Origin of the sequence: Pseudomonas sp. Pseusp3 (genome assembly GCF_047304225.1) — a bacterium.
Classification (GTDB): Bacteria; Pseudomonadota; Gammaproteobacteria; order Pseudomonadales; family Pseudomonadaceae; genus Aquipseudomonas; species Aquipseudomonas fluorescens_CD.
In genome coordinates this window covers 26,338-52,338 of record NZ_JBGLYV010000004.1, presented here as the reverse complement: position 1 = coordinate 52,338, position 26,001 = coordinate 26,338, and the positions used below count along the sequence as shown (strand labels likewise).

Annotated in this window: 22 protein-coding genes and 2 tRNA genes; 22 read left to right on the top strand and 2 right to left on the bottom strand. The window is 58.7% G+C overall.

The features are described from left to right. Positions 1–63: 63 nt before the first annotated feature. A complete protein-coding gene (gene recN / locus ACCD00_RS02520; RefSeq protein ID WP_111280790.1) occupies positions 64–1,737 on the bottom strand; it encodes a DNA repair protein RecN in 1,674 nt (557 codons plus the stop codon). A gap of 241 nt (positions 1,738–1,978) precedes the next feature. On the opposite strand from recN, the gene grpE reads away from it, so the two are divergent. From grpE to ACCD00_RS02480, 8 genes are all read left to right on the top strand, one after another. Beyond that, positions 1,979–2,545, top strand: a complete 567-nt coding sequence (grpE, locus tag ACCD00_RS02515) for a nucleotide exchange factor GrpE (protein WP_007988694.1) — start codon at positions 1,979–1,981, stop codon at positions 2,543–2,545. A 102-nt stretch (positions 2,546–2,647) separates the two neighbouring features. Further along, a complete protein-coding gene (dnaK, locus tag ACCD00_RS02510; RefSeq protein ID WP_413421616.1) occupies positions 2,648–4,564 on the top strand; it encodes a molecular chaperone DnaK in 1,917 nt (638 codons plus the stop codon). Positions 4,565–4,860: 296 nt separating this feature from the next. Then, positions 4,861–5,985 (top strand): molecular chaperone DnaJ, encoded by a 1,125-nt coding sequence (dnaJ, locus tag ACCD00_RS02505; RefSeq protein ID WP_008018791.1) that lies wholly within the window; start codon positions 4,861–4,863, stop codon positions 5,983–5,985. A 9-nt stretch (positions 5,986–5,994) separates the two neighbouring features. Next, positions 5,995–6,801 carry a 4-hydroxy-tetrahydrodipicolinate reductase gene (gene dapB / locus ACCD00_RS02500; RefSeq protein WP_413421614.1) on the top strand — a complete coding sequence of 269 codons (807 nt, stop codon included), beginning with the start codon at positions 5,995–5,997 and terminating at the stop codon, positions 6,799–6,801. A gap of 259 nt (positions 6,802–7,060) precedes the next feature. Continuing rightward, a complete protein-coding gene (carA, locus tag ACCD00_RS02495; protein WP_085718633.1) occupies positions 7,061–8,197 on the top strand; it encodes a glutamine-hydrolyzing carbamoyl-phosphate synthase small subunit in 1,137 nt (378 codons plus the stop codon). A gap of 116 nt (positions 8,198–8,313) precedes the next feature. Beyond that, positions 8,314–11,535, top strand: a complete 3,222-nt coding sequence (carB, locus tag ACCD00_RS02490; protein WP_413421612.1) for a carbamoyl-phosphate synthase large subunit — start codon at positions 8,314–8,316, stop codon at positions 11,533–11,535. Between the two features lie 2 nt (positions 11,536–11,537). Continuing rightward, entirely contained in the window at positions 11,538–12,014 is a 477-nt protein-coding gene (gene greA, locus ACCD00_RS02485) for a transcription elongation factor GreA (protein WP_413421737.1), read from the top strand. 28 nt (positions 12,015–12,042) lie between these two features. Beyond that, on the top strand, positions 12,043–12,447 hold the full coding sequence (locus ACCD00_RS02480; RefSeq protein ID WP_413421610.1) for an MFS transporter: 405 nt from the start codon (positions 12,043–12,045) through the stop codon (positions 12,445–12,447). A 9-nt stretch (positions 12,448–12,456) separates the two neighbouring features. Here ACCD00_RS02480 and ACCD00_RS02475 read toward each other — a convergent pair whose 3' ends face one another. Continuing rightward, positions 12,457–12,765, bottom strand: coding sequence for a YhbY family RNA-binding protein (locus ACCD00_RS02475; protein WP_007942889.1), 309 nt, complete (start codon positions 12,763–12,765; stop codon positions 12,457–12,459). A 105-nt stretch (positions 12,766–12,870) separates the two neighbouring features. On the opposite strand from ACCD00_RS02475, the gene rlmE reads away from it, so the two are divergent. The 14 genes from rlmE to rpsO all read left to right on the top strand — a co-directional run bounded on the left by rlmE (position 12,871) and on the right by rpsO (position 25,904). Continuing rightward, positions 12,871–13,503, top strand: coding sequence for a 23S rRNA (uridine(2552)-2'-O)-methyltransferase RlmE (gene rlmE, locus ACCD00_RS02470; RefSeq protein ID WP_413421608.1), 633 nt, complete (start codon positions 12,871–12,873; stop codon positions 13,501–13,503). A 199-nt stretch (positions 13,504–13,702) separates the two neighbouring features. Then, positions 13,703–15,613, top strand: coding sequence for an ATP-dependent zinc metalloprotease FtsH (gene ftsH, locus ACCD00_RS02465; protein WP_033047686.1), 1,911 nt, complete (start codon positions 13,703–13,705; stop codon positions 15,611–15,613). An 8-nt stretch (positions 15,614–15,621) separates the two neighbouring features. Then, the gene (folP, locus tag ACCD00_RS02460) at positions 15,622–16,473 is read left to right on the top strand and encodes a dihydropteroate synthase (RefSeq protein WP_413421605.1); all 852 of its coding nucleotides are present in this window, start codon (positions 15,622–15,624) and stop codon (positions 16,471–16,473) included. A gap of 16 nt (positions 16,474–16,489) precedes the next feature. Beyond that, positions 16,490–17,827, top strand: coding sequence for a phosphoglucosamine mutase (glmM, locus tag ACCD00_RS02455; RefSeq protein ID WP_413421603.1), 1,338 nt, complete (start codon positions 16,490–16,492; stop codon positions 17,825–17,827). Positions 17,828–17,893: 66 nt separating this feature from the next. After that, a complete protein-coding gene (gene tpiA, locus ACCD00_RS02450) occupies positions 17,894–18,649 on the top strand; it encodes a triose-phosphate isomerase (protein ID WP_008018782.1) in 756 nt (251 codons plus the stop codon). Between the two features lie 4 nt (positions 18,650–18,653). After that, complete coding sequence (gene secG, locus ACCD00_RS02445) at positions 18,654–19,037, top strand: preprotein translocase subunit SecG (RefSeq protein ID WP_057398830.1); 384 nt, start codon at positions 18,654–18,656, stop codon at positions 19,035–19,037. Between the two features lie 22 nt (positions 19,038–19,059). Further along, positions 19,060–19,145: transfer RNA gene (locus tag ACCD00_RS02440), tRNA-Leu, on the top strand. A 97-nt stretch (positions 19,146–19,242) separates the two neighbouring features. After that, positions 19,243–19,319, top strand: a tRNA-Met gene (locus tag ACCD00_RS02435). Between the two features lie 138 nt (positions 19,320–19,457). Further along, entirely contained in the window at positions 19,458–19,916 is a 459-nt protein-coding gene (rimP, locus tag ACCD00_RS02430; protein ID WP_007973115.1) for a ribosome maturation factor RimP, read from the top strand. A gap of 59 nt (positions 19,917–19,975) precedes the next feature. Continuing rightward, positions 19,976–21,457, top strand: a complete 1,482-nt coding sequence (nusA, locus tag ACCD00_RS02425; protein WP_007988680.1) for a transcription termination factor NusA — start codon at positions 19,976–19,978, stop codon at positions 21,455–21,457. Positions 21,458–21,484: 27 nt separating this feature from the next. Then, on the top strand, positions 21,485–24,010 hold the full coding sequence (gene infB / locus ACCD00_RS02420; RefSeq protein ID WP_413421600.1) for a translation initiation factor IF-2: 2,526 nt from the start codon (positions 21,485–21,487) through the stop codon (positions 24,008–24,010). A gap of 159 nt (positions 24,011–24,169) precedes the next feature. After that, on the top strand, positions 24,170–24,571 hold the full coding sequence (gene rbfA, locus ACCD00_RS02415) for a 30S ribosome-binding factor RbfA (RefSeq protein WP_007973108.1): 402 nt from the start codon (positions 24,170–24,172) through the stop codon (positions 24,569–24,571). A gap of 3 nt (positions 24,572–24,574) precedes the next feature. Then, positions 24,575–25,492 carry a tRNA pseudouridine(55) synthase TruB gene (gene truB, locus ACCD00_RS02410; protein ID WP_008018780.1) on the top strand — a complete coding sequence of 306 codons (918 nt, stop codon included), beginning with the start codon at positions 24,575–24,577 and terminating at the stop codon, positions 25,490–25,492. A gap of 142 nt (positions 25,493–25,634) precedes the next feature. Further along, positions 25,635–25,904, top strand: coding sequence for a 30S ribosomal protein S15 (gene rpsO / locus ACCD00_RS02405; RefSeq protein ID WP_011332409.1), 270 nt, complete (start codon positions 25,635–25,637; stop codon positions 25,902–25,904). Positions 25,905–26,001: the final 97 nt, after the last annotated feature.

Here is a 26,001-nt window from a genome sequence, read left to right as displayed (position 1 = left end):
AGTTCGCGAAACGAGCGAAGGCGACCCCAGGGTCGCCTTCGTGCTTTCTGCCTCTATTTAAATTTAAGCTTTTGCGGCAACCACCATTTTCCTGGCATGAGCCAGGGACTCTTTGGTGAGGTCAATGCCACCCAGCATTCGTGCGACTTCTTCGACGCGGTCGTTTTTGCTCAATCTGGAAACGGCTGTGCGGGTGGCATCCTCACCGCGCACCTTGTGCACGAATAGATGTTGATGTCCTTGCGCTGCCACTTGCGGCAAGTGGGTCACGGTCAATACCTGTCCGCGCTCGCCGAGCCTGCGCAGCAACTGGCCGACGATTTCTGCGGTCGGGCCACCAATGCCGACGTCGACTTCGTCGAATACCAGGGTCGGAACACGGGAAGTCTGTGCAGTGATTACCTGGATCGCCAGGCTGATCCGTGACAGTTCGCCGCCGGACGCCACTTTCGCCAGGGCCTTCAACGGCTGGCCAGGGTTGGCGCTGACCAGCAGTTCTACCTGTTCCAGGCCATTGGGCAGTAGCTCATCGCTGCTGTTGGGTCGCAGTTCAATGGTAAAGCGCCCGCCAGGCATGCCCAGGCGCTGGATTTCCTGCTCCACGGCGCTGGCCAGGCTGTTCGACGCCTGGTGCCTCAGGTCGCTCAGTTCCCGGGCCCTTTCCTGATAGTGCCGAGCATAGGACGACAGCTCATCGCTCAGTCGCTCGATGGATTCGTCGTTGGCGTTCAGGGTCTCGATTTCATCCAGCAGTTTCTGTTGCATCTCGGCAACTTCGGTTGGCTGGATGCGGTGTTTGCGTGCCAGGGTGTAGATCGCGTCGAGGCGCTCTTCAAGGTATTGAAGGCGCGACGGGTCGGCGTCGAAATTGTCGAGGAAGCGGTTCAGTTCACCTACGGCCTCTTCAACCTGGATCTGAGCACTGGTCAACAGGCTGCTGGCTTCACCCAGAGCCCCGATCGAGCTGTTCACGCTCGACAGGCGGTTGAGGCTGGCGGTGAGTGCATTGAGGACATTCCCCGAATCACTTTCACTGCATTGCTCGACGACTTGCCGGCAGATTCCCAGCAGGGTTTCGGCGTTGGTCAGGTTCTTGTGTTCCTGTTCCAGCTGCTCCAGCTCGTTGTCACCAAGGCCGAGGTTTTCCAGCTCTTCGAGTTGATAGCTGAGCAACTGATGACGGGCGCGTTGTTCGTCACCGGAGTTGGAGAGTCGCTCCAGTTCCTGGCGGGTCTGGCGCCAGCGTTGGGCGGCGAGTTGAACCTGACGGGCAAGATCCGTCGCGCCGGCATATTCATCGAGCAGGCGACGGTGGGTATCGGTCTTGAGCAGGGATTGGTGCTCGTGCTGGCTGTGAATGTCGATCAGCAATTCGCCCAGCGCCTTGAGGTCGCCAAGCGGGCAGGGCGTGCCGTTGATATAGCCACGCGAGCGCCCTTCGGATGTGATCACCCGGCGCAGGATGCACGGACCGTCGTTTTCGAGGTCGCGCTCGGCCAGCCAGGCGCTGGCTTCCGGAATGTCGGCCAGATCAAAGGTGGCCAGGATATCGGCCTTGTCGGCGCCGGGGCGGACCACGCCGCTGTCGGCGCGATCACCCAGGGTAAGGCCCAGCGCGTCGAGCATGATCGACTTGCCCGCGCCGGTTTCCCCGGTGATCACGCTCATCCCGCGATCGAGTTCGAGATCGAGATGTTCAACGATGGCGTAGTTGTGTACGGACAGGTGCACCAGCATATGGGCCGCTCCCAGGTGTTAGGTCTGGTTATTTATACAGTGTTTTGTTTCTGGCTGACAATGCCCCTCGTTAGCTCGATTGGCTTGGTCCGACGAAACCCTTATCGCGGGCGGGAATGACAATGCAGTTGTTTTTTGTAGGGTTAATGATCGGGCCCCCCTTGAAGCCGGATTTTGCGGCCCCATATAGCTGGGCAGAAGCGCGAGTCGAGCTCGCGGACGATATTGAAAGGAGAAATCTATGGCTGACGAACAGACAGTGGATACGCAAAACCCAGACGCCAACCAGGCGCCCGAGGCTTCGGGTGAAGACCTGGCGGCTCGTGTACAAGTGCTCGAAGAGCAACTGGCAGGCGCTCAGGATCAGGCTTTGCGTGTAGCCGCCGATCTGCAGAACGTCCGCCGTCGCGCCGAGCAGGATGTGGAGAAGGCTCACAAGTTCGCGCTGGAAAAATTCGCCGGCGACCTGCTGCCGATCGTCGACAGCCTGGAGCGCGGCCTGGAACTGTCCAGCCCGGACGACGAAAGCATCCGTCCGATGCGCGAAGGCATCGAGCTGACCCTGAAAATGTTCCACGACACCCTCAAGCGTTATCAGCTCGAAGCGATCGATCCGCATGGCGAACCGTTCAATGCCGTTCAGCATCAGGCAATGGCCATGCAGGAAAGCGCCGATGTCGAGCCGAACAGCGTTCTGAAGGTGTTCCAGAAGGGCTATCAGCTCAATGGTCGCCTGCTGCGCCCGGCCATGGTCGTGGTCAGCAAGGCGCCTGCGCCGGTTTCGCCCTCGATTGACGAGCAGGCTTGAAATCCGCCGCAAGGCCCCCATTTATAAGTCAAGCGTTTAAGTGCTACCGCAGTTAGCCACCACTGCTGCGGCAACCAAATCCAAAGTTTCGGGAGAGTGAACATGGGCAAAATCATCGGTATCGACCTGGGGACTACCAACTCCTGCGTCTCCGTGCTGGAAAACGGCAAGGCAAAAGTTATTGAAAACGCTGAAGGCGCGCGTACCACGCCGTCGATCATCGCTTACGCCAACGATGGCGAAATTCTGGTTGGCCAGTCGGCCAAGCGTCAGGCTGTGACCAATCCGCACAACACCCTGTATGCGGTGAAGCGTCTGATCGGTCGTCGTTTCGACGAAGAAGTCGTGCAGAAAGACATCCAGATGGTCCCTTACAAGATCGTCAAGGCTGACAACAGCGACGCCTGGGTTGAAGTGAACGGCCAGAAAATGGCACCGCCACAAATCTCGGCTGAAATCCTGAAGAAGATGAAAAAGACCGCCGAAGACTACCTCGGCGAGACCGTGACTGAAGCGGTGATCACCGTTCCGGCCTACTTCAACGACAGCCAGCGTCAAGCGACCAAAGACGCCGGCCGCATCGCCGGTCTGGACGTAAAACGTATCATCAACGAACCAACCGCAGCTGCTCTGGCTTACGGTATGGACAAGGCGAAGGGCGATCACACCGTGATCGTTTACGACCTGGGCGGCGGTACTTTCGACGTTTCCGTGATCGAGATCGCTGAAGTCGATGGTGAGCACCAGTTCGAAGTACTGGCCACCAACGGTGATACGTTCCTGGGCGGTGAAGACTTTGACATTCGTCTGATCGACTACCTCGTCGACGAATTCAAAAAAGAAAGCGGCATGAACCTCAAGGGTGACCCGCTGGCCATGCAGCGCCTGAAAGAAGCTGCTGAAAAAGCCAAGATCGAACTGTCCTCGAGCCAGTCGACCGACGTGAACCTGCCGTACATCACTGCAGACGCTACCGGTCCCAAGCACCTGAACGTGAAGATCTCCCGCGCCAAGCTCGAAGCATTGGTGGAAGACCTGGTTCAGCGCACCATCGAACCTTGCCGCATCGCGATGAAAGATGCCGGTATCGACGTTGGCGCGATCAACGACGTGATCCTGGTGGGCGGTCAGACCCGTATGCCACTGGTTCAGAAGCTGGTAACCGAGTTCTTCGGTAAAGAAGCTCGTAAAGACGTGAACCCGGACGAAGCGGTTGCTATGGGTGCTGCTATCCAGGGCGCGGTACTGGCCGGTGACGTGAAAGACGTTCTGCTGCTCGACGTCAGCCCGCTGACCCTGGGTATCGAAACCATGGGTGGCGTGATGACCGCGCTGATCGAGAAAAACACCACGATTCCTACCAAGAAATCGCAAGTGTTCTCGACTGCCGACGACAACCAGGGCGCCGTGACCATTCACGTGCTGCAGGGCGAGCGTAAGCAAGCCGCGCAGAACAAGTCCCTGGGCAAGTTCGACCTGGCCGACATTCCACCAGCTCCACGTGGTGTGCCGCAGATCGAAGTGACCTTCGACATCGACGCCAACGGCATCCTGCACGTAGGTGCGAAAGACAAGGCTACCGGCAAGACTCAGTCGATCGTGATCAAGGCCAACTCCGGTCTGTCCGACGAAGAAATCGAGCGCATGGTGCGTGATGCCGAGGCGAACGCCGAGGAAGACCGCAAGTTCGAAGAGCTGGCCACCGCTCGCAACCAGGGCGACGCACTGGTTCACTCGACGCGCAAAATGGTTACCGATGCCGGCGATAAAGTGACCGCTGAAGAGAAGACTGCAATCGAAGCGGCAGTGGTTGCCCTGGAAGCCGCCGTTAAAGGCGACGACAAGGCTGCTATCGAAGCCAAGGTTGAAGAGCTGTCGAAAGTCTCCGCTCCAGTGGCGCAGAAGATGTACGCCGAACAGGCTCAGCCTGCTGAAGGTGCAGCACCGCACGACGACAAGGCGCAAAAGGCTGACGACGTTGTTGATGCCGAGTTCGAAGAAGTCAAAGACCACAAGTAAGTTGTTGGTCGGCCGGTTGACTGCCTTTGGGCAGTGACTGGTAGGATGTCGCCGCGCGGGAGCTTGCTCCCGCGTTGGCGTGTCTGGAATACGCGAATTTTTACAGTATGCGACAGTGTTCGCGTACTGGTGGTATGGCCGGGAATGCTCCTGCTTTTCGAGCCGCAAGTACCGCATTGAATCAAAGACCAGGATCGTTGAATTGACGTGAGTTGGGTCCGGGCCTGTATTGGGGCTCAACGAGTTCGGCAGACTCAGGAGGGTTTTGTCGGACGTCCTCAAGAGTGCAAAGACTTATGGCAAAGCGTGACTATTACGAAGTGTTGGGTGTTGAGCGTGGCTCAAGCGAAGCGGACCTGAAAAAGGCCTACCGTCGCCTGGCGATGAAGCACCACCCGGACCGTAATCCGGATGACAAGGCGTCGGAAGAGAAATTCAAGGAGGCCAACGAGGCCTACGAAGTGCTGTCGGATTCCAGCAAGCGCGCGGCATACGACCAGTACGGTCATGCCGGTGTCGACCCAAGCATGGGTGGCGGCGGTGCCGGGTTCGGTGGTCAGAACTTCTCCGATATCTTTGGCGATGTCTTCAGTGATTTCTTCGGTGGTGGTCGCGGCGGTTCCCGTGGTGGCGCTCAGCGCGGCAGTGACTTGCGCTACACCCTGGAACTGGACCTCGAGGAAGCGGTGCGCGGTACGACCGTGAACATCCGCGTTCCGACGCTGGTCAATTGCAAGCCTTGCGACGGCTCCGGTGCCAAGAGAGGCTCTGCGCCGGTGACCTGCCCGACTTGCGGTGGTATCGGCCAGGTGCGCATGCAGCAAGGCTTCTTCTCGGTGCAGCAGACCTGCCCGCGTTGCCATGGCCAGGGCAAGATCATTTCCGATCCGTGCGATTCCTGCCACGGCGAAGGTCGTGTCGAAGAGTACAAGACCCTGTCGGTGAAAGTGCCGGCCGGTGTCGATACCGGTGACCGCATTCGTCTGTCCGGCGAAGGCGAGGCGGGTGCTCAGGGTGGCCCGACTGGCGACCTGTACGTGGTGATCAATGTGCGTGAGCACGCGATCTTCCAGCGTGACGGCAAGCATCTGTTCTGCGAAGTGCCGATCAGCTTCGTCGATGCGGCGCTGGGTGGCGAGCTGGAGATTCCGACCCTTGATGGTCGCGTCAAGCTGAAGATCCCTGAAGGGACCCAGACCGGCAAGCAGTTCCGTGTTCGTGGCAAGGGTGTTGCGCCCGTGCGCGGTGGCGGTGCCGGTGACCTGATGTGCCGTGTGGCGGTCGAGACTCCGGTCAACCTGAGCCGTCGCCAGCGCGAAATGCTCGAGGAGTTCCGCAGCTCGCTGGCGGACGACAACAGTCATTCGCCGAAAACCACTGGCTGGTTCGAAGGCGTCAAGCGCTTCTTCGGCGATTTGTAAGGAGTCGGCATGCGACGTATAGCTGTGATGGGCGCTGCCGGGCGCATGGGTAAAATCCTCATCGAGGCCGTGCAGCAGCGCGCGCCCCTGACCGGTCTGACGGCGGCCGTTGTGCGCCCTGGCAGCACGCTGATTGGCGTGGATGCGGGTGAGTTGGCTTCGCTGGGGCGCATTGGTGTGCCGCTGACCGGCAGCCTGGAGTCCGTGGCGGAAGAGTTCGACGTGTTGATCGACTTTACGCTGCCGGAAGTCATGCTGAAAAACCTGGCCTTCTGCCGCAAGGCAGGCAAGGCCATGGTGATCGGCACCACCGGGCTGGACGCTGCGCAGAAGCAGTTGCTGGCCGAGGCGGGCAAAGATATTCCCATCGTCTTCGCTGCCAACTTCAGCGTTGGTGTGAACCTGTCGCTGAAGCTGCTCGATATGGCTGCACGCGTGCTGGGTGATGAGGCGGATATCGAAATCATCGAAGCGCATCACCGTCACAAGATCGATGCGCCGTCCGGTACGGCCCTGCGCATGGGTGAGGTGATCGCTGGCGCGCTGGATCGTGATCTGCAGAAGGTCGCGGTTTATGGTCGTGAAGGCCATACCGGTGTGCGTGAGCGTGAAACCATCGGCTTTGCCACCGTGCGCGGTGGTGATGTGGTTGGTGATCACACGGTGCTGTTTGCCTGCGAAGGTGAGCGTCTGGAGATCACCCATAAAGCCTCCAGCCGCATGACCTTCGCCAAGGGGGCGGTGCGTGCTGCGTTGTGGCTGGACGGGCGCGAGCCTGGCCTTTATGACATGCAAGACGTGCTCGACCTGCGTTAAGATGCGCCCGAAATCGGGCTCGCGCACAGCGTTCGAGCCCGGTTTTATTCCGCCAAGCGACGTCCTGTCGCATTCTCCAGCCTTTAAGGCTCATTGGCGGTAGACCAAAAATGCCTTTTTCTGTAAGCTACAGCTTTAGTGTGTCCACTAAAAGCGCGCAGAATAATTCAGTGAACAAGCGGGGTGACGTGTCCATACGTCACTCCGCTTTTTTACAACCTGCGATCGCCCTTTCAGGCTTTATTTACGGGAGGTCTTCTTGACTAAGCCAGCCATACTCGCCCTTGCTGATGGCAGCATTTTTCGCGGCGAAGCCATTGGAGCCGACGGTCAGACCGTTGGTGAGGTGGTGTTCAACACCGCAATGACCGGCTATCAGGAAATCCTTACCGATCCTTCCTACGCCCAACAAATCGTTACCCTGACTTATCCGCACATCGGCAATACCGGCACCACGCCGGAAGACGCCGAGTCCAACCGCGTCTGGTCTGCCGGCCTGGTCATCCGTGACCTGCCACTGGTGGCGAGCAACTGGCGTAACACGATGTCCCTGTCCGACTACCTGAAGGCCAACAATGTTGTGGCCATCGCCGGTATCGACACTCGCCGCCTGACGCGCATCCTGCGTGAAAAAGGCGCGCAGAACGGCTGCATCATGGCCGGCGACAACATTTCCGAAGAAGCTGCCATCGCCGCCGCCCAGGGTTTCCCTGGCCTCAAGGGCATGGACCTGGCGAAAGTCGTCAGCACCAAGGAAAGCTACGAGTGGCGCTCGACTGTCTGGGATCTGAAAACCGACAGCCACGCGACCCTCGAAGCCTCCGAGCTGCCGTACCACGTCGTGGCCTACGACTACGGCGTCAAGGTGAACATCCTGCGCATGCTGGTCGAGCGCGGTTGCCGCGTGACCGTCGTGCCTGCGCAAACGCCTGCTGCCGATGCACTGGCGCTGAAGCCGGACGGCGTGTTCCTGTCCAACGGCCCTGGTGATCCGGAGCCTTGCGACTATGCGATCCAGGCGATCAAGGATGTGCTGGAAACCGAAATTCCGGTCTTCGGTATCTGCCTCGGTCACCAGCTGCTGGCCCTGGCCTCCGGCGCCAAGACCCTGAAAATGGGTCACGGCCACCACGGTGCCAACCACCCCGTCCAGGATCTGGACAGCGGCGTGGTGATGATCACCAGCCAGAACCACGGTTTTGCCGTAGACGAGGCGACCCTGCCAGCCAACGTTCGCGCGATCCACAAATCGCTGTTCGACGGCACCCTGCAGGGTATCGAGCGTACCGACAAGAGCGCCTTCAGCTTCCAGGGTCACCCTGAAGCCAGCCCTGGCCCGAACGACGTAGCGCCATTGTTCGATCGCTTCATCAACGAGATGGCCAAGCGACGCTGATCGCTCGTCCTTGATGTAGCACAGCTTGAGGGCGGCCCCGATACCGGTGGCCCCCTCAAGTCAGAGATTGAACAAGACGGCTTGCCGACTGACCTGCGGATTTGAGTGACAAACCCATGCCAAAACGTACAGACATTAAAAGCATCCTGATTCTCGGCGCTGGCCCGATCGTGATCGGCCAGGCCTGCGAATTCGACTACTCCGGCGCCCAGGCCTGCAAGGCCCTGCGCGAAGAGGGTTACCGCGTCATCCTGGTGAACTCCAACCCGGCCACCATCATGACCGACCCGGCCATGGCCGACGCCACCTACATCGAGCCGATCAAGTGGCAGACCGTTGCCAAGATCATCGAAAAGGAGCGTCCGGACGCGCTGCTGCCAACCATGGGTGGCCAGACCGCTCTGAACTGCGCCCTGGACCTGGAGCGCGAAGGCGTTCTGGAGAAGTTCGGCGTAGAGATGATCGGTGCCAATGCCGACACCATCGACAAGGCTGAAGACCGCTCGCGTTTCGACAAGGCCATGAAATCCATCGGCCTGGCGTGCCCGCGTTCCGGTATCGCCCACAGCATGGAAGAGGCCAATGCGGTCCTCGAGAAGCTCGGCTTCCCGTGCATCATTCGTCCGTCCTTCACCATGGGCGGCACCGGTGGTGGTATCGCCTACAACCGTGAAGAGTTCGAAGAAATCTGCGCCCGTGGCCTGGACCTGTCGCCGACCAAGGAACTGCTGATCGACGAATCGCTCATTGGTTGGAAAGAGTACGAGATGGAGGTTGTCCGCGATAAGAAGGACAACTGCATCATCGTCTGCTCCATCGAAAACTTCGACCCGATGGGCGTGCACACCGGTGACTCGATCACCGTGGCTCCTGCACAGACCCTGACCGACAAGGAATACCAGATCCTGCGTAACGCCTCCCTGGCGGTACTGCGCGAGATCGGCGTGGAAACCGGTGGTTCCAACGTTCAGTTCGGTATCTGCCCGAACACCGGCCGCATGGTCGTGATCGAGATGAACCCGCGTGTATCCCGTTCCTCGGCACTGGCCTCGAAAGCCACCGGCTTCCCGATCGCCAAGGTCGCGGCCAAGCTGGCTGTGGGCTACACCCTCGACGAACTGTCGAACGACATCACCGGCGGCAAGACCCCGGCGTCCTTCGAGCCGTCCATCGACTACGTCGTCACCAAGCTGCCACGCTTTGCCTTCGAGAAGTTCTCCAAGGCTGACGCGCGCCTGACCACTCAGATGAAGTCGGTCGGTGAAGTCATGGCCATCGGCCGTACTTTCCAGGAATCCCTGCAGAAAGCCCTGCGCGGCCTGGAAGTCGGTGTTTGTGGCCTGGACGAGAAAGTTGATCTGGCCAACCCGGAAAGCATGAGCGTACTCAAGCGCGAGCTGACCGTGCCGGGCGCCGAGCGTATCTGGTACGTGGCGGACGCAATGCGCGCCGGCATGAGCGTCGAAGACATCTTCGGCATGACCATGATCGATCCTTGGTTCCTGGTGCAGATGGAAGACCTGATCAAGGAAGAAGCGAAGGTCAAGACCCTGGGTCTGACCAGCATCGACCGCGACCTGATGTTCCGCCTCAAGCGCAAGGGCTTCTCCGATATGCGCCTGGCCAAGCTGCTGGGTGTGACCGAGAAGAGCCTGCGCGCTCACCGCCACAAGCTGGAAATCTTCCCGGTCTACAAGCGCGTCGACACTTGCGCCGCCGAGTTCGCCACCGACACCGCCTATCTGTACTCGACGTACGAAGAAGAGTGCGAAGCCGCGCCATCGGGTCGCGACAAGATCATGATCCTTGGCGGCGGCCCAAACCGTATCGGCCAGGGCATCGAGTTCGACTACTGCTGCGTACACGCGGCACTGGCCCTGCGCGATGACGGGTACGAGACCATCATGGTCAACTGCAACCCGGAAACCGTATCCACCGACTACGACACCTCCGATCGCCTGTACTTCGAACCAGTGACCCTGGAAGACGTGCTGGAAATCGTCCGCGTCGAGAAGCCGAAAGGCGTGATCGTCCAGTACGGCGGCCAGACCCCGCTGAAACTGGCTCGTGCCCTGGAAGCCGCTGGCGTGCCGATCATCGGCACCAGCCCTGATGCAATCGACCGCGCCGAAGACCGTGAGCGCTTCCAGCAGATGGTCCAGCGCCTGAACCTGCGTCAGCCGCCGAACGCCACCGTGCGCAGCGAAGACGAAGCCATTCGTGCCGCCAGCAAGATCGGTTACCCGTTGGTGGTGCGTCCGTCCTACGTACTGGGCGGTCGTGCGATGGAAATCGTTTACGAAGAAGAAGAGCTCAAGCGCTACCTGCGTGAAGCGGTTCAAGTGTCCAACGACAGCCCGGTGCTGCTGGACCACTTCCTCAACTGCGCCATCGAAATGGACGTGGATGCGGTCTGCGACGGCAAGGACGTGGTGATCGGCGCGATCATGCAGCACATCGAGCAGGCCGGTGTTCACTCCGGTGACTCCGCGTGCTCGCTGCCGCCATACTCGCTGCCGGCGCACATCCAGGACGAGATGCGCGAACAGGTCAAGAAAATGGCCCTGGAACTGGGCGTGGTTGGCCTGATGAACGTTCAGTTGGCGCTGCAAGGCGAAGACATCTACGTCATCGAAGTCAACCCGCGTGCTTCCCGTACCGTACCGTTCGTGTCCAAGTGCATCGGCGTTTCCCTGGCGATGATCGCGGCACGCGTGATGGCCGGTAAGACCCTGAAAGAGCTGGGTTTCACCAAGGAAATCATCCCGAACTTCTACAGCGTGAAAGAGGCGGTGTTCCCGTTCGCCAAATTCCCTGGCGTTGACCCGATCCTCGGCCCTGAGATGAAGTCCACCGGTGAAGTGATGGGTGTGGGTGACACCTTCGGTGAGGCGTTCGCCAAGGCCCAGATGGGTGCCAGCGAAGTATTGCCGACCGGCGGTACTGCGTTCATCAGTGTGCGTGACGACGACAAGCCGCTGGTTGCGGGCGTGGCCCGTGATCTGATCAACTTGGGCTTCGAAGTGGTTGCCACTGCCGGTACTGCCAAGCTGATCGAGGCTGCAGGCCTGAAAGTGCGCCGTGTGAACAAGGTGACCGAAGGTCGTCCGCACGTGGTCGACATGATCAAGAATGACGAAGTCACGCTGATCATCAACACCACCGAAGGTCGTCAGTCGATCGCTGATTCGTACTCCATTCGTCGTAATGCCCTGCAGCACAAGATTTACTGCACCACCACCATTGCTGCTGGCGAAGCCATCTGTGAAGCGCTGAAGTTCGGTCCCGAGAAGACCGTACGCCGCTTGCAGGATCTACACGCAGGATTGAAGGCATGAGCATAACGAAGTACCCAATGACCGTTCAGGGCGCTCGCGCCCTGGAAGAAGAGCACATTCACCTGACCAAGGTCGTTCGTCCGAAGCTCAGCCAGGACATCGGTACGGCCCGCGAGTTGGGTGACTTGAAGGAAAATGCCGAATACCACGCTGCCCGTGAGCAGCAGGGTATGGTCGAGGCACGGATCCGTGATATCGAAGGCCGCATGCAGAATGCGGTGGTCATCGATGTGACGAGCATTCCTCACACCGGCAAGGTGATTTTCGGCACGACCGTCGAAATCGCCAACGTCGAAACCGATGAAAGCGTGACTTACCAGATCGTTGGTGAGGACGAGGCTGACATCAAGCTCGGCAAGATCTCTGTCGGCTCACCGATTGCCCGCGCCTTGATTGCCAAGGAAGAGGGTGATGTGGTTGCAGTCAAGACGCCTGGCGGCGTTATCGAGTACGAGATTGTCGAAGTTCGCCACATCTGAAGGCCGGCGCCCGCTTCGTGCGGGCGCCATGCTTTGGCAGCTGACCCAGATGCTGTGGGTCGGCGGCTTGTGGCTGTTGCAAATCGGTCTGTTGCCGGTGCTGGGGCGAATTGGCCTGGCGCCGCTACTGATCGACGAAATCGCCGGCACGCTCAATGCGTTGGTAGTGGGGGTCGCTACGGCGTGTTTGATTTTTCAGGCTTTGGTGCTGATAAAGGCCGAGGGCCTTGTCAGTCTATGGCGGGATATTCGCGGGCAACTGCTGTTGATGGCGCTGTGCGCGTGCGCGATGTACTTCGCGGTGCGTTTTGGCTGGCCGGATGCCGTGCGTTGGCAGGCGTTCAGCTATCTTGTTCTGGGCTTTACCGGAGTTGTGCTGGTGCTGCAACCGGTGCCGGGATGGAGTGGCAGGGTGCGCGAAGCACACCCTTGACCCTTGCCATCACTTGAAGCGATGGACGTTCGACAGCTGCTTGTTGACGCTGAAGTTCTTGCGGTAGATCAGTGCCATCTTGCCGATGACCTGAACCAGATCCGCTTTGCCGACCTTGCAGAGCTCTGCAATGGACGCCAGGCGCGATTCGCGATCGAGGATGTTGAGCTTGATCTTGATCAGCTCGTGATCCGCCAAAGCGCGTTCGAGTTCGGCTAACACACCTTCAGTCAAACCATTGTCTGCCACAATCAAAACTGGTTTCAGATGGTGGCCAATGGATTTGTACTGTTTCTTCTGCTCTTGAGTGAGCGGCATAATCTGACCCCTGCGTCTGATCTTGTAAAAAGCGGCGGCCAGTTTACCCGAGCGAGTCCGGGACCGCCCAGTTAATCACGACCCGTTTTATTTCCGAGGTATCCCGTGGCCCGTTCCAAGACAAGCCTTAAGTGGCTGCAAGAACATTTCAACGACCCATTCGTCAAAATGGCACAAAAAGACGGGTACCGTTCCCGCGCCAGCTACAAACTGCTGGAGATCCAGGAAAAGGACCGTCTGATCCGTCCGGGCATGAGCGTAATCGACCTTGGTGCGGCTCCCGGTGGGTGGTCCCAGGTGACCAGTCGTCTGATTGGCGGGCAGGGCACACTGATCGCTTCTGACATTCTGGAAATGGACAGCATCCCGGACGTGACCTTCATTCAAGGGGACTTTACCGAGGATGCCGTGCTGGCCCGGATCCTCGATGCCGTCGGAAATAAGGAAGTAGACCTTGTGATTTCCGATATGGCCCCCAATATGAGTGGATTACCGGCCGTAGACATGCCGCGAGCGATGTTCCTGTGCGAGTTGGCACTGGATCTGTCGACCCGGGTGCTCAAGCCCGGTGGTGATTTTTTGATCAAGATCTTCCAGGGCGAAGGCTTCGACGAGTTCCACAAGAGCGTTCGCCAGCAGTTCGAGAAGGTGCAGATGCGCAAGCCGACCTCGTCGCGCGACCGTTCTCGCGAGCAGTACCTGCTGGGGCGCGGTTTCCGCGGACGCAGTGAGGGTTGAGTGAGTTTTCGATCAGGGTGATAGGATTTTTGTATTACGCCTTGTCAGAATTAGCGAATATTGTGTAGGAAGTGTTTCACAAAGGGTTACAGACGGCGCCTGCCAAGTCGTAGGTAATGTAGTAAGTTAGGCCGGTGAATATCATGCGAAGCGCGCGTCAGTAGCGGAGCTTGCTTCAGAGGGTAGTTAATTGAACGATATGGCAAAGAATCTGATCCTGTGGTTGATCATCGCGGCTGTCCTGGTGACGGTGATGAACAACTTCTCCAGCCCTAACGAGCCGCAGACCCTCAACTATTCCGACTTCATCCAGCAGGTCAAGGATGGCAAGGTCGAGCGCGTGGCGGTTGATGGCTACGTGATTACCGGCAAACGCAACGATGGCGACAGCTTCAAGACCATTCGTCCGGCGATCCAGGACAACGGCCTGATCGGCGACCTGGTGGATAACCACGTCGTGGTCGAAGGCAAGCAGCCTGAACAGCAAAGCATCTGGACCCAGCTTCTGGTCGCCAGCTTCCCGATCCTCGTGATCATCGCCGTGTTCATGTTCTTCATGCGGCAGATGCAGGGCGGTGCGGGTGGCAAGGGCGGGCCGATGAGCTTCGGTAAAAGCAAGGCGCGCCTGCTCTCCGAAGATCAGGTGAAAACGACCCTGGCTGACGTTGCCGGTTGCGACGAAGCCAAGGAAGAAGTCGGTGAGTTGGTCGAGTTCCTGCGCGATCCGGGCAAATTCCAGCGCCTGGGTGGCCGTATTCCTCGCGGCGTGCTGATGGTTGGTCCTCCGGGTACCGGTAAAACCTTGCTGGCCAAGGCCATCGCCGGCGAAGCCAAGGTACCGTTCTTCACCATTTCCGGCTCCGACTTCGTCGAAATGTTCGTCGGTGTGGGTGCCAGTCGTGTTCGCGACATGTTCGAACAGGCCAAGAAACATGCTCCATGCATCATCTTCATCGACGAAATCGATGCGGTCGGTCGCCATCGTGGCGCTGGCATGGGTGGTGGTCACGACGAGCGCGAGCAGACTCTCAACCAATTGCTGGTCGAGATGGACGGCTTCGAAATGAATGACGGCATCATCGTGATTGCTGCGACCAACCGTCCTGATGTGCTGGACCCTGCGTTGCTGCGCCCAGGCCGTTTCGACCGTCAGGTTGTGGTCGGTCTGCCGGACATCCGCGGTCGCGAACAGATTCTCAAGGTTCACATGCGCAAGGTGCCGATGGGCGACGACGTTGCTCCGGCCGTGATCGCTCGTGGTACTCCAGGCTTCTCCGGTGCCGACCTGGCCAACCTGGTCAACGAGGCATCGTTGTTCGCTGCCCGTGCCGGCAAGCGCATCGTCGAGATGAAGGAATTCGAACTGGCGAAAGACAAGATCATGATGGGTGCCGAGCGCAAATCCATGGTCATGTCCGAGAAGGAAAAACAGAACACGGCTTATCACGAAGCGGGCCACGCCATTGTGGGTCGTGTCGTGCCTGAGCACGATCCGGTGTACAAGGTGTCGATCATCCCGCGCGGTCGTGCGCTGGGTGTAACCATGTTCCTGCCGGAAGAGGATCGTTACAGCCTGTCCAAGCGTGCATTGATCAGCCAGATCTGCTCGCTGTACGGCGGTCGTATCGCTGAAGAAATGACCCTGGGCTTCGATGGCGTGACCACCGGTGCTTCCAACGACATCATGCGCGCCAGCCAGATTGCGCGGAACATGGTGACCAAGTGGGGTCTTTCGGAAAAGCTCGGCCCGCTGATGTACGCCGAAGAAGAGGGTGAAGTGTTCCTTGGTCGCGGCGGTGGCGGTCAGAATGCAAGCTTCTCTGGTGAGACAGCCAAGCTGATCGACTCCGAAGTGCGCAGCATCATCGATCAGTGCTATGGCACGGCGAAGCAGATTCTCACGGACAACCGTGACAAGCTCGATGCGATGGCCGATGCCTTGATGAAGTACGAAACGATCGATGCCGAGCAGATCGACGACATCATGGCGGGTCGTACACCTCGCGAGCCACGCGACTGGTCGGGTGGCACAGGTACTTCCGGCACCCCTCCGGTGGTGCAGGATGAGCGTCCGGAAACACCGATCGGCGGTCCTGCTGCTGACGTATAAGGTTTGAAATGACTTCTGTTCAGTCCTCGACCCGGTTGCCTTGCGGCAACCGGGTTCTTGATTTGGCCCAGACGCATGTCATGGGTATTCTCAATGTCACTCCTGATTCTTTCTCCGATGGTGGCCAATACAGCCAGCTCGACGCGGCCATGCGCCATGCCGAGGCCATGGTGGCGGCCGGCGCGACGCTGATCGATGTCGGCGGCGAATCCACCCGCCCCGGTGCCAGGGCGGTATCGCCGCTGGAGGAGCTGGAACGCGTAGCGCCCATTGTCGAGCGCATCAGTCGCGAGCTTGACGTCATCATCTCGGTCGACACCTCCACGCCAGCCGTCATGCGTGAAACTGCGCGCCTGGGTGCCGGGTTGATCAATGACGTGCGTTCGTTGCGTCGCGATGGTGCGCTGGATGCTGCAGCGGCCACCGGGCTACCGGTTTGCCTGATGCATATGCTGGGAGAGCCGGGCGATATGCAGGACAATCCACAGTATCAGGACGTTACAAGGGAAGTCGGTGAGTTTCTCGCCGAGCGCATGGTCCAGTGTTCATTGGCGGGTATTGCAGCCGAGCGGATCATTCTTGACCCCGGCTTTGGCTTCGCCAAAACCTTGCAGCACAATCTGAGTTTGTTCAAACATATGGAAGCCCTGCATGCCTTGGGGCGGCCCCTGTTGGTCGGGGTTTCACGAAAGAGCATGATTGGTCAGGCGTTGAATCGTCAGGTGGGAGACCGGCTGTACGGTGGTTTGGCGCTCGCGGCGCTGGCTACGGCGAAAGGTGCGCGTATATTGCGCGTCCATGATGTAGCCGAAACAATGGATGTGGTGCGGATGATTGCCGCAGTGGAATCAGCCGAATAAGAATGATGGAGCACTTATGAGCAAAAAATATTTTGGCACCGATGGTATTCGTGGGCGTGTCGGGGAATACCCGATTACTCCTGATTTCATGCTCAAGCTCGGCTGGGCTGCAGGTATGGCGTTCCGCAAGATGGGCGCCTGCAAGGTCCTGGTAGGCAAGGACACCCGGATCTCCGGCTACATGTTCGAGTCTGCGCTTGAGGCGGGGCTTACCTCCGCAGGTGCCGATGTAATGCTCCTTGGTCCGATGCCGACCCCGGCGATTGCCTACCTGACGCGCACCTTCCATGCCGAGGCTGGCATCGTGATCAGTGCGTCGCACAATCCGCATGATGACAATGGCATCAAGTTCTTCTCCGGCAAAGGCACCAAGCTTCCGGATGAAGTCGAGCTGATGATTGAAGAATTGCTCGATACGCCAATGACCGTTGTGGAATCGAGCAAGATCGGCAAGGTGTCGCGAATCAACGACGCGTCAGGACGCTATATCGAATTCTGCAAGAGCAGCGTGCCGACCGGCACCAGTTTCACCGGCCTGAAAATCGTGATCGATTGCGCTCACGGTGCGACTTACAAAGTGGCGCCGAGTGTGTTCCGCGAGTTGGGCGCCGAAGTCGTTGTGCTGTCGGCGCAGCCGAATGGATTGAACATCAACGACAATTGCGGCTCGACCCATATGGGGCAGCTGCAGGCTGCCGTCGTGGCTGAGCAGGCTGATCTGGGTATCGCGTTTGATGGTGATGGTGACCGCGTTCAGATGGTCGATCACACGGGTGCAGTGGTGGATGGCGACGAATTGCTGTTCATCATTGCCCGTGACCTGCATGAGCGCGGCAAGCTGCAGGGCGGCGTGGTCGGAACCCTGATGAGTAACCTGGGGCTGGAGCTGGCCCTGGCCGATCTGGGTATTCCATTCGTGCGTGCCAATGTCGGTGACCGCTATGTCATTGCCGAGCTGTTGGAGCGCAACTGGATCGTGGGTGGTGAAAACTCCGGGCACATCGTGTGCTTCAGCCACACCACCACCGGTGATGCAATCATTGCCGCGCTGCAGGTGTTGATCGCGTTGCGCGCGCGTGAGGAAGGCCTGGCGCAGACCCGGCAGGCGCTGCGCAAGTGCCCTCAGGTGCTGATCAATGTGCGTTTCGGTGGCGGCGCAAACCCTCTCGAACATCAGTCGGTCAAGGAAGCCAGCGAGCGTGTGACCAAGGCGATGGCCGGTCGGGGGCGTGTGCTGTTGCGCAAGTCCGGGACCGAGCCGCTGGTGCGTGTGATGGTCGAGGGCGAAGACGAAGCACAGGTTCGTGGCTATGCCGAAGAGCTGGCAAAACTGGTTACTGAAGTTTCTGCCTGAATTCGGCTTGCCAGCCATGATTGTGTTGGGTAACATCTGCGCCCACTTTGACCGACGAGGTACAGCATGCGTCGCCCTATGGTAGCTGGTAACTGGAAGATGCACGGTACCCGCGCCAGCGTCGCTGAGCTGATCAACGGCCTTCGTGACCTGGCCTTGCCGGGCAGTGTTGATGTCGCGGTATTCCCGCCTTGCCTGCATATCAATCAAGTGATTGATGGCCTGGAAGGAAAGTCGATTTCGGTCGGCGCGCAGAACTCTGCGGTGGAATCCGGACAAGGTGCGTTGACCGGTGAAGTTGCACCGAGTCAGTTGGTGGATGCAGGTTGTTCCCTGGTGCTTGTCGGGCACTCCGAGCGCCGCCAGATCATGGGCGAGCAGGACGGAATGCTGATCCGCAAGTTCGCAGCGGCACAGGCATGTGGCTTGATTCCGGTGTTGTGCATAGGGGAAACCCTTGAGCAGCGTGAAGCCGGAAAGACTCTTGAGGTTGTCTCGCGTCAGCTGGGCAGTATCATAGAGGAGCTGGGTGTCGGTGCCTTTGCCAAGGCAGTGATCGCTTACGAGCCGGTCTGGGCCATTGGCACCGGACTGACTGCAACGCCACAACAGGCGCAGGATGTGCATGCAGCCATTCGCGCCCAGTTGGCGGCAGAGAATTCTGAGGTCGCACAAGGTGTGCGGCTTCTATACGGCGGCAGCGTGAAGGCGGCCAATGCGGTCGAACTGTTCGGCATGCCGGATATCGATGGGGGTCTCATTGGTGGGGCTTCCCTGAATGCAGATGAGTTCGGTGCGATTTGTCGCGCCGCGGGAAACTGAAAAAATGCTGGAAACAGTCGTAGTCGTTTTTCATCTGCTGGGTGCATTGGGCGTAGTAGCTCTGGTTTTGCTGCAGCAGGGTAAAGGTGCGGACGCTGGCGCGTCTTTCGGAGCAGGTGCATCAAATACTGTGTTCGGAAGCCAAGGTTCCTCTACCTTTCTTAGTAAGTTTACTGCTATACTTGCCGCAGGTTTTTTCATGACCAGCTTGGGGTTAGGTTACTTTGCTAAAGAGAAGGCTCACCAGCTGACTCAAGCAGGTCTGCCAAATCCAGCGGTACTGGAAGTTCCAAAGCAACAACCGGCTTCTGATGATGTCCCGGTGCTTCAAGAGCAAAAGTCGGCTACTCCAGCGACTGACGTGCCTCCAGCTCAAGAGCAGAAGTAAGAAGGGTTTCAAACGTAGTATTGCCGAGGTGGTGGAATTGGTAGACACGCAACCTTGAGGTGGTTGTGCCCATAGGGTGTAGGGGTTCGAGTCCCCTTCTCGGTACCAATTAGTCAGGAGAGCCCGCTGTTGCGGGCTTTCTTGCAGGTGGAAGGTTACATTGACCCTGTAGGGGATCGGTCGTATACTTCCGCCCCAGCTTTGTCGCGGGGTGGAGCAGTCTGGTAGCTCGTCGGGCTCATAACCCGAAGGTCGTCGGTTCAAATCCGGCCCCCGCAACCAGTTTAAGGAGCCCCTTTTAAGGGGCTTTTTGTTAGCTGGACACTTTCTACGCCGCTGTTCAACGGCGTTTCAAGGATGGGCGTTTAGCCCATTTTTTTATTTTGCATAGCATGCACATACATGCACTAGGGGGTTCAGGTGTCGAGCAAGCTAGAAGAGTTGCAGGCCTTGCTGGCCCCGGTGGTCGTGGCCCTAGGCTATGAATGCTGGGGTATTGAGTTTTCGGCCCAGGGTCGCCACTCAATGTTGCGCGTTTATATCGATAAAGAAGGCGGCGTGCTGGTGGACGATTGCGCCATCGTCAGCCGTCAGATCAGCGGTGTTCTGGATGTTGAAGATCCAATCTCCGTTGAATACACCCTTGAAGTTTCCTCGCCTGGCATGGAACGCCCGCTGTTCACTCTTGAGCAGTTTGCAAAATTTGCCGGTGAACAAGTGAAGATCAAGTTGCGCTCGCCTTTTGAAGGACGACGCAACTTTCAGGGCCTTCTGCGCGGCGTAGAAGAGCAGGATGTCGTGGTGCAGGTAGAAGACCATGAGTTCCTGTTGCCGATCGATATGATCGACAAGGCCAACATTATTCCCAGTTTTGACTGAGGCGTGCCAGATACTGCGGATCCCGCGGATCCAATGGCTTGCGAAAGGCGAGGCGTACGATGAGCAAAGAAGTACTGCTGGTTGTTGAGTCGGTATCCAACGAAAAGGGTGTACCGGCAAACGTTATTTTTGAAGCGCTGGAGCTGGCCCTGGCCACTGCTACCAAAAAGCGTTTCGAAGACGAAGTTGATCTGCGTGTGGAAATCAATCGCCACACGGGTGCATACGAGACATTCCGTCGCTGGACGGTCGTCGAAGAAGCAGACCTGGACGATCCGGCCATCGAAACCTGGCCGAGCAAGGTTGCCGAAACGCACCCTGGCGCCAAGGTCGGTGACGTCGTCGAAGAGAAAATCGAGTCCATCGAGTTCGGCCGCATTGCTGCACAGACTGCCAAGCAAGTCATCGTGCAGAAAGTTCGCGAAGCCGAGCGCGCTCAGGTTGTTGACGCTTACCGCGAGCGCCTGGGTGAAATCATCTCCGGCACCGTGAAAAAAGTCACCCGCGACAACGTGATCGTTGATCTGGGCAACAACGCTGAAGCGTTGCTGGCCCGTGAAGACATCATTTCTCGCGAAACTTTCCGGGTTGGCGTGCGTCTGCGTGCGCTGCTCAAGGAAATCCGCACCGAGAACCGCGGCCCGCAGCTGATCCTGTCGCGTACCGCGCCGGAAATGCTGATCGAGTTGTTCCGCATCGAAGTGCCGGAAATTGCCGAAGGCCTGATCGAAGTGATGGCTGCGTCCCGTGATCCGGGTTCGCGCGCCAAGATCGCCGTTCGCTCCAAAGACAAACGCATCGACCCGCAAGGCGCTTGCATCGGTATGCGCGGTTCGCGCGTCCAGGCAGTGTCGGGTGAGTTGGGCGGTGAGCGTGTTGACATCGTTCTGTGGGACGACAACCCGGCTCAGTTCGTGATCAACGCCATGTCCCCGGCTGAGGTTGCGGCAATTATCGTTGACGAAGATGCCCACGCAATGGACATCGCCGTTGGCGCAGACAATCTGGCTCAGGCCATCGGTCGCGGTGGTCAGAACGTGCGTCTGGCCAGCCAGTTGACTGGCTGGACCCTGAACGTGATGACCGAATCGGACATCCAGGCTAAGCAGCAAGCAGAAACCGGCGACATCCTGCGCAACTTCATCGACGAGCTGGAAGTCGACGAAGAACTGGCTCAGGTGCTGGTTGATGAAGGCTTCACCAGCCTGGAAGAGATTGCCTACGTACCGTTGGAAGAAATGCTCAACATCGACGGCTTTGACGAGGAAATCGTCAACGAGCTTCGCGCTCGTGCCAAGGATCGCTTGTTGACCAAAGCCATCGCTACTGAGGAAAAGCTGGCAGACGCCCATCCGGCCGAAGACCTGCTCTCGCTTGAGGGTATGGACAAGGATTTGGCGATGGAACTGGCGGTGCGCGGCGTAATTACCCGCGAAGACCTGGCCGAGCAGTCTATTGACGACCTGCTCGACATCGACGGCATTGACGATGATCGTGCCGGCAAGTTGATCATGGCCGCCCGAGCCCACTGGTTCGAGTAATTAGGCGCGGCCTGAGGAGAGAAGTGCATGACGCAAGTCACGGTGAAACAACTGGCCGATGAGGTCAAAACACCGGTAGAGCGCCTGTTGCAGCAGATGCGTGAGGCAGGTCTGCCGCACACCGCCGCCGAAGAACATGTGACTGACAGTGAGAAGCAATCTTTGCTGACTCACTTGAAAAGCAGCCACAAGGCGAAAGTGGAAGAACCACGCAAGATTACGCTGCAGCGTAAAACCACCAGCACCCTGCGTGTTGCTGGCAGCAAAAGCATCAGCGTTGAAGTACGCAAGAAGAAAGTCTTCGTACAGCGCAGCCCGGAAGAAATCGAAGCCGAGCGCAAGCGTGAACTGGATGAACGTCGCGCAGTAGAAAATGCTGCACGTCAGAAGGCTGAAGAAGAAGCCAAGCGTCGCGCCGAAGAAGAAGCGCGTCGCCAGCCTGCTGCTGCGCCGACCGCTCCTGTTGAAGCTGTTGCAGCGCCTGTTGCGGTTGCCGAGCCTGTGCGCGAAAGCGCTCCGGTCGTTGCGGCTGCCCCGGCTCCTGCGGCGGACACTCGCAAGCGCGACGAACAGCGTCGTCCGGACAAGCCACGTGCCGACGACAACAATCGTCGCGGTGGCGGCGATGGCGAGCGCAAAAACGCTCCGCATCGTGCTTCGGTCAAGGAAAAGGCGCCTGCTCCACGTGTTGCCCCACGTACTACCGACGAAGAAAGCGATGGCTTCCGTCGTGGTGGTCGCGGCAAGGCCAAGCTGAAGAAACGCAACGCCCACGGTTTCCAGAGCCCAACCGGCCCTGTCGTGCGCGAAGTGAAGATCGGCGAGACCATCACTGTTGGCGATCTCGCTCAGCAGATGTCGGTCAAGGCTGCTGAAATCATCAAGTTCATGTTCAAACTGGGTACCCCGGCGACCATCAACCAGGTACTGGATCAGGAAACTGCCCAGCTGGTTGCCGAAGAGCTGGGCCACAAAGTGACCCTGGTCAGCGACACCGCCCTGGAAGATTCCCTGGCCGAGTCCCTGAAGTTTGAAGGTGAAGCGGTTTCCCGTGCGCCGGTCGTGACCGTAATGGGCCACGTTGACCACGGTAAGACTTCCCTGCTCGACTACATCCGTCGTGCCAAGGTTGCTGCTGGCGAAGCCGGTGGTATCACCCAGCACATCGGTGCGTACCACGTTGAAACCGACCGTGGCATGGTGACGTTCCTCGACACCCCAGGTCACGCCGCGTTTACCGCGATGCGTGCCCGTGGTGCCAAGGCGACCGACATCGTGATCCTGGTGGTTGCAGCGGACGACGGCGTAATGCCGCAAACCATCGAAGCTGTTCAGCACGCTCAGGCTGCTGGCGTTCCGCTGGTTGTCGCTGTGAACAAGATCGACAAGCCAGGTGCTGACCTCGATCGCATCCGTAGCGAACTGTCGGTACACGGCGTGACGTCGGAAGAGTGGGGTGGTGACACGCCATTCGTACCGGTTTCGGCGAAAATGGGTACTGGCGTCGACGAGTTGCTCGAAGCGGTACTGCTGCAAGCCGAGGTCCTGGAACTGACTGCAACTCCGTCGGCTCCTGGCCGTGGTGTCGTGGTTGAGTCCCGTCTCGACAAGGGCCGCGGCCCGGTGGCTACCGTTCTGGTTCAGGACGGTACCCTGCGTCAGGGCGACATGGTCCTGGTCGGTTCGAACTATGGCCGCGTTCGCGCCATGCTCGACGAGAACGGCAAGCCAATCAAGGAAGCCGGTCCGGCCATCCCTGTCGAGATCCTCGGCCTGGACGGTACCCCGGACGCTGGCGACGAGATGAGCGTGGTTGCCGACGAGAAGAAAGCCCGTGAAGTGGCTCTGTTCCGTCAAGGCAAGTTCCGCGAAGTCAAACTGGCTCGCGCTCACGCCGGCAAGCTGGAAAACATCTTCGAAAGCATGGGTCAGGAAGAGAAGAAGACGCTCAACATCGTCCTCAAATCCGACGTCCGTGGTTCGCTGGAAGCGTTGAACGGCGCCTTGAATGGCCTGGGTAACGACGAAGTGCAAGTGCGTGTGGTCGGTGGCGGTGTCGGTGGTATCACCGAATCCGACGCCAACCTGGCACTGGCCTCCAACGCTGTACTGTTCGGCTTCAACGTGCGTGCCGATGCCGGCGCGCGCAAGATCGTCGAGCAGGAAGGTCTGGACATGCGTTACTACAACGTGATCTACGACATCATCGAAGACGTCAAGAAAGCCCTGACCGGTATGCTCGGCAGCGATGTTCGCGAGAACATCCTGGGTATCGCCGAAGTGCGTGACGTGTTCCGTTCGCCGAAGTTTGGCGCGATCGCCGGTTGCATGGTTATCGAAGGTGTCGTTCACCGTAACCGTCCAATCCGTGTACTGCGTGAAGACATCGTTATCTTCGAAGGCGAGCTGGAATCCCTGCGCCGCTTCAAGGATGACGCTTCCGAAGTACGTGCCGGCATGGAATGCGGTATCGGCGTGAAGAGCTACAACGACGTCAAGGTCGGTGACAAGATCGAAGTCTTCGAGAAGGTGCAGGTTGCTCGCAGCCTCTAATTCGCGCACTTCAAGAGCCGTGACGGGTAGCCGCATGCAAGTGCGCAGCTCGTCACCAGGACTCTAAACGCAACGCCCGGTCTGGCTTTTGTCAGGCCGGGCGTTTGCCGCTTTCAGACCTCACGGGTTTCACCGTGGGGCAGTAACAGGTAACAATACATGGCAAAAGAATACAGCCGTACCCAACGTATCGGCGATCAGATGCAGCGCGAGCTGGCACAACTGATCCGTCGTGAAGTCAAAGACCCGCGCGTCGGCCTGGTCACCATTACCGCAGTGGAAGTCAGCCGTGACGTCGGTCACGCCAAGATCTTCATCACCGTGATGGGTCAGGACAGCGCCGAAGAAATCGCACAAAGCATCAAGGTGCTGAACTCTGCCGCCGGTTTCCTGCGCATGCAGCTGGCTCGCGAGATGAAGCTGCGCAGCGTTCCACAGCTGCACTTCCACTACGACGAAAGCGTCGTGCGTGGTGCGCATCTGTCGGCATTGATCGAACGCGCAGTGGCTGAAGACAATCAGCATCCGGTTGCGGCAGAAGCCGAAGACACCAAGGAGTAATCGGTGGCTCAGGTCAAACGTATCCGTCGTAACGTCAGCGGCATTATCCTGCTCGACAAGCCGCTGGGGTTTACCTCCAACGCGGCCTTGCAGAAGGTTCGCTGGTTGCTGAACGCCGAAAAGGCAGGTCATACCGGCAGTCTCGATCCCCTGGCCTCCGGCGTTTTGCCGTTGTGCTTCGGCGAGGCGACCAAGTTCTCGCAATACCTGCTCGATTCCGACAAGGGTTATGAAACCCTGGCGCAGCTGGGCAAGACGACCACCACGGCGGATGCCGAAGGTGAAGTTCTGCAGGAGCGCCCGGTGACCGTTGGTCGCGCCGACATCGAGGCTGTACTGCCGAAATTTCGTGGGCAAATCAGTCAGATACCGCCGATGTACTCGGCACTCAAGCGTGATGGCCAGCCGCTGTACAAGCTGGCTCGTGCAGGCGAAGTAGTGGAGCGCGAACCGCGTTCTGTTACTATTACGCGCTTGGAATTGCTGGCCTTCGAAGGTGATACTGCGCGGCTGGCGGTGGATTGCAGCAAAGGCACCTATATCCGTACCCTGGTGGAGGATATCGGTGAGCAACTCGGTTGTGGCGCTTACGTTGCAGAACTGCGACGTACCCAGGCCGGGCCATTCACCCTGGCGCAGACGGTTACTCTGGAAGAGCTGGAAGCGGTACATGCCGAAGGCGGCAACGAAGCGGTCGATCGCTTCCTGATGCCATCGGACAGCGGCCTGCTGGATTGGCCACTGTTGCAGTTCTCGGAAGCGAGCGCGTTCTACTGGCTCAACGGCCAGCCGGTACGTGCCCCGGATGCTCCGAAGTTCGGCATGGTGCGGGTACAGGATCACAATGGTCGCTTCATCGGTATCGGTGAAGTGAGCGAAGACGGGCGTATCGCGCCGCGTCGACTGATTCGGTCAGAATGACCGGAACCGGCCTGTGTAACAGCAGGTCGGCGAGTGTGGCTGTTAACAGGCGCGGTCACTACTCATTTATAGATACAGGGATTTGTCCCTGGCCTGTTGAAACTGTTTTTCTGAAACAGTTTCCTGATAAAAGGATTGCCTCATGGCTCTCGACGTTCAAGAAAAAGCTCAAATCGTTGCTGACTACCAGCAAGCCGTTGGTGACACTGGTTCGCCAGAAGTGCAAGTTGCACTGCTGACCGCCAACATCAACAAACTGCAAGGTCACTTCAAGGCCAACGGTAAAGACCACCACTCCCGTCGTGGTCTGATCCGCATGGTTAACCAGCGTCGTAAGCTGCTGGACTACCTGAAAGGCAAGGACGTGAGCCGTTACAGCGCTCTGATCGCTCGCCTGGGTCTGCGTCGCTAATAAGCGATTGCGCTAGAGGTTGGTTGTCTGTCGTGCGTCAGCGGGTTTCCCGCCAGCGCATGGCAGGCTTCCAGCCTCAAGTTTTATCTGGATACCT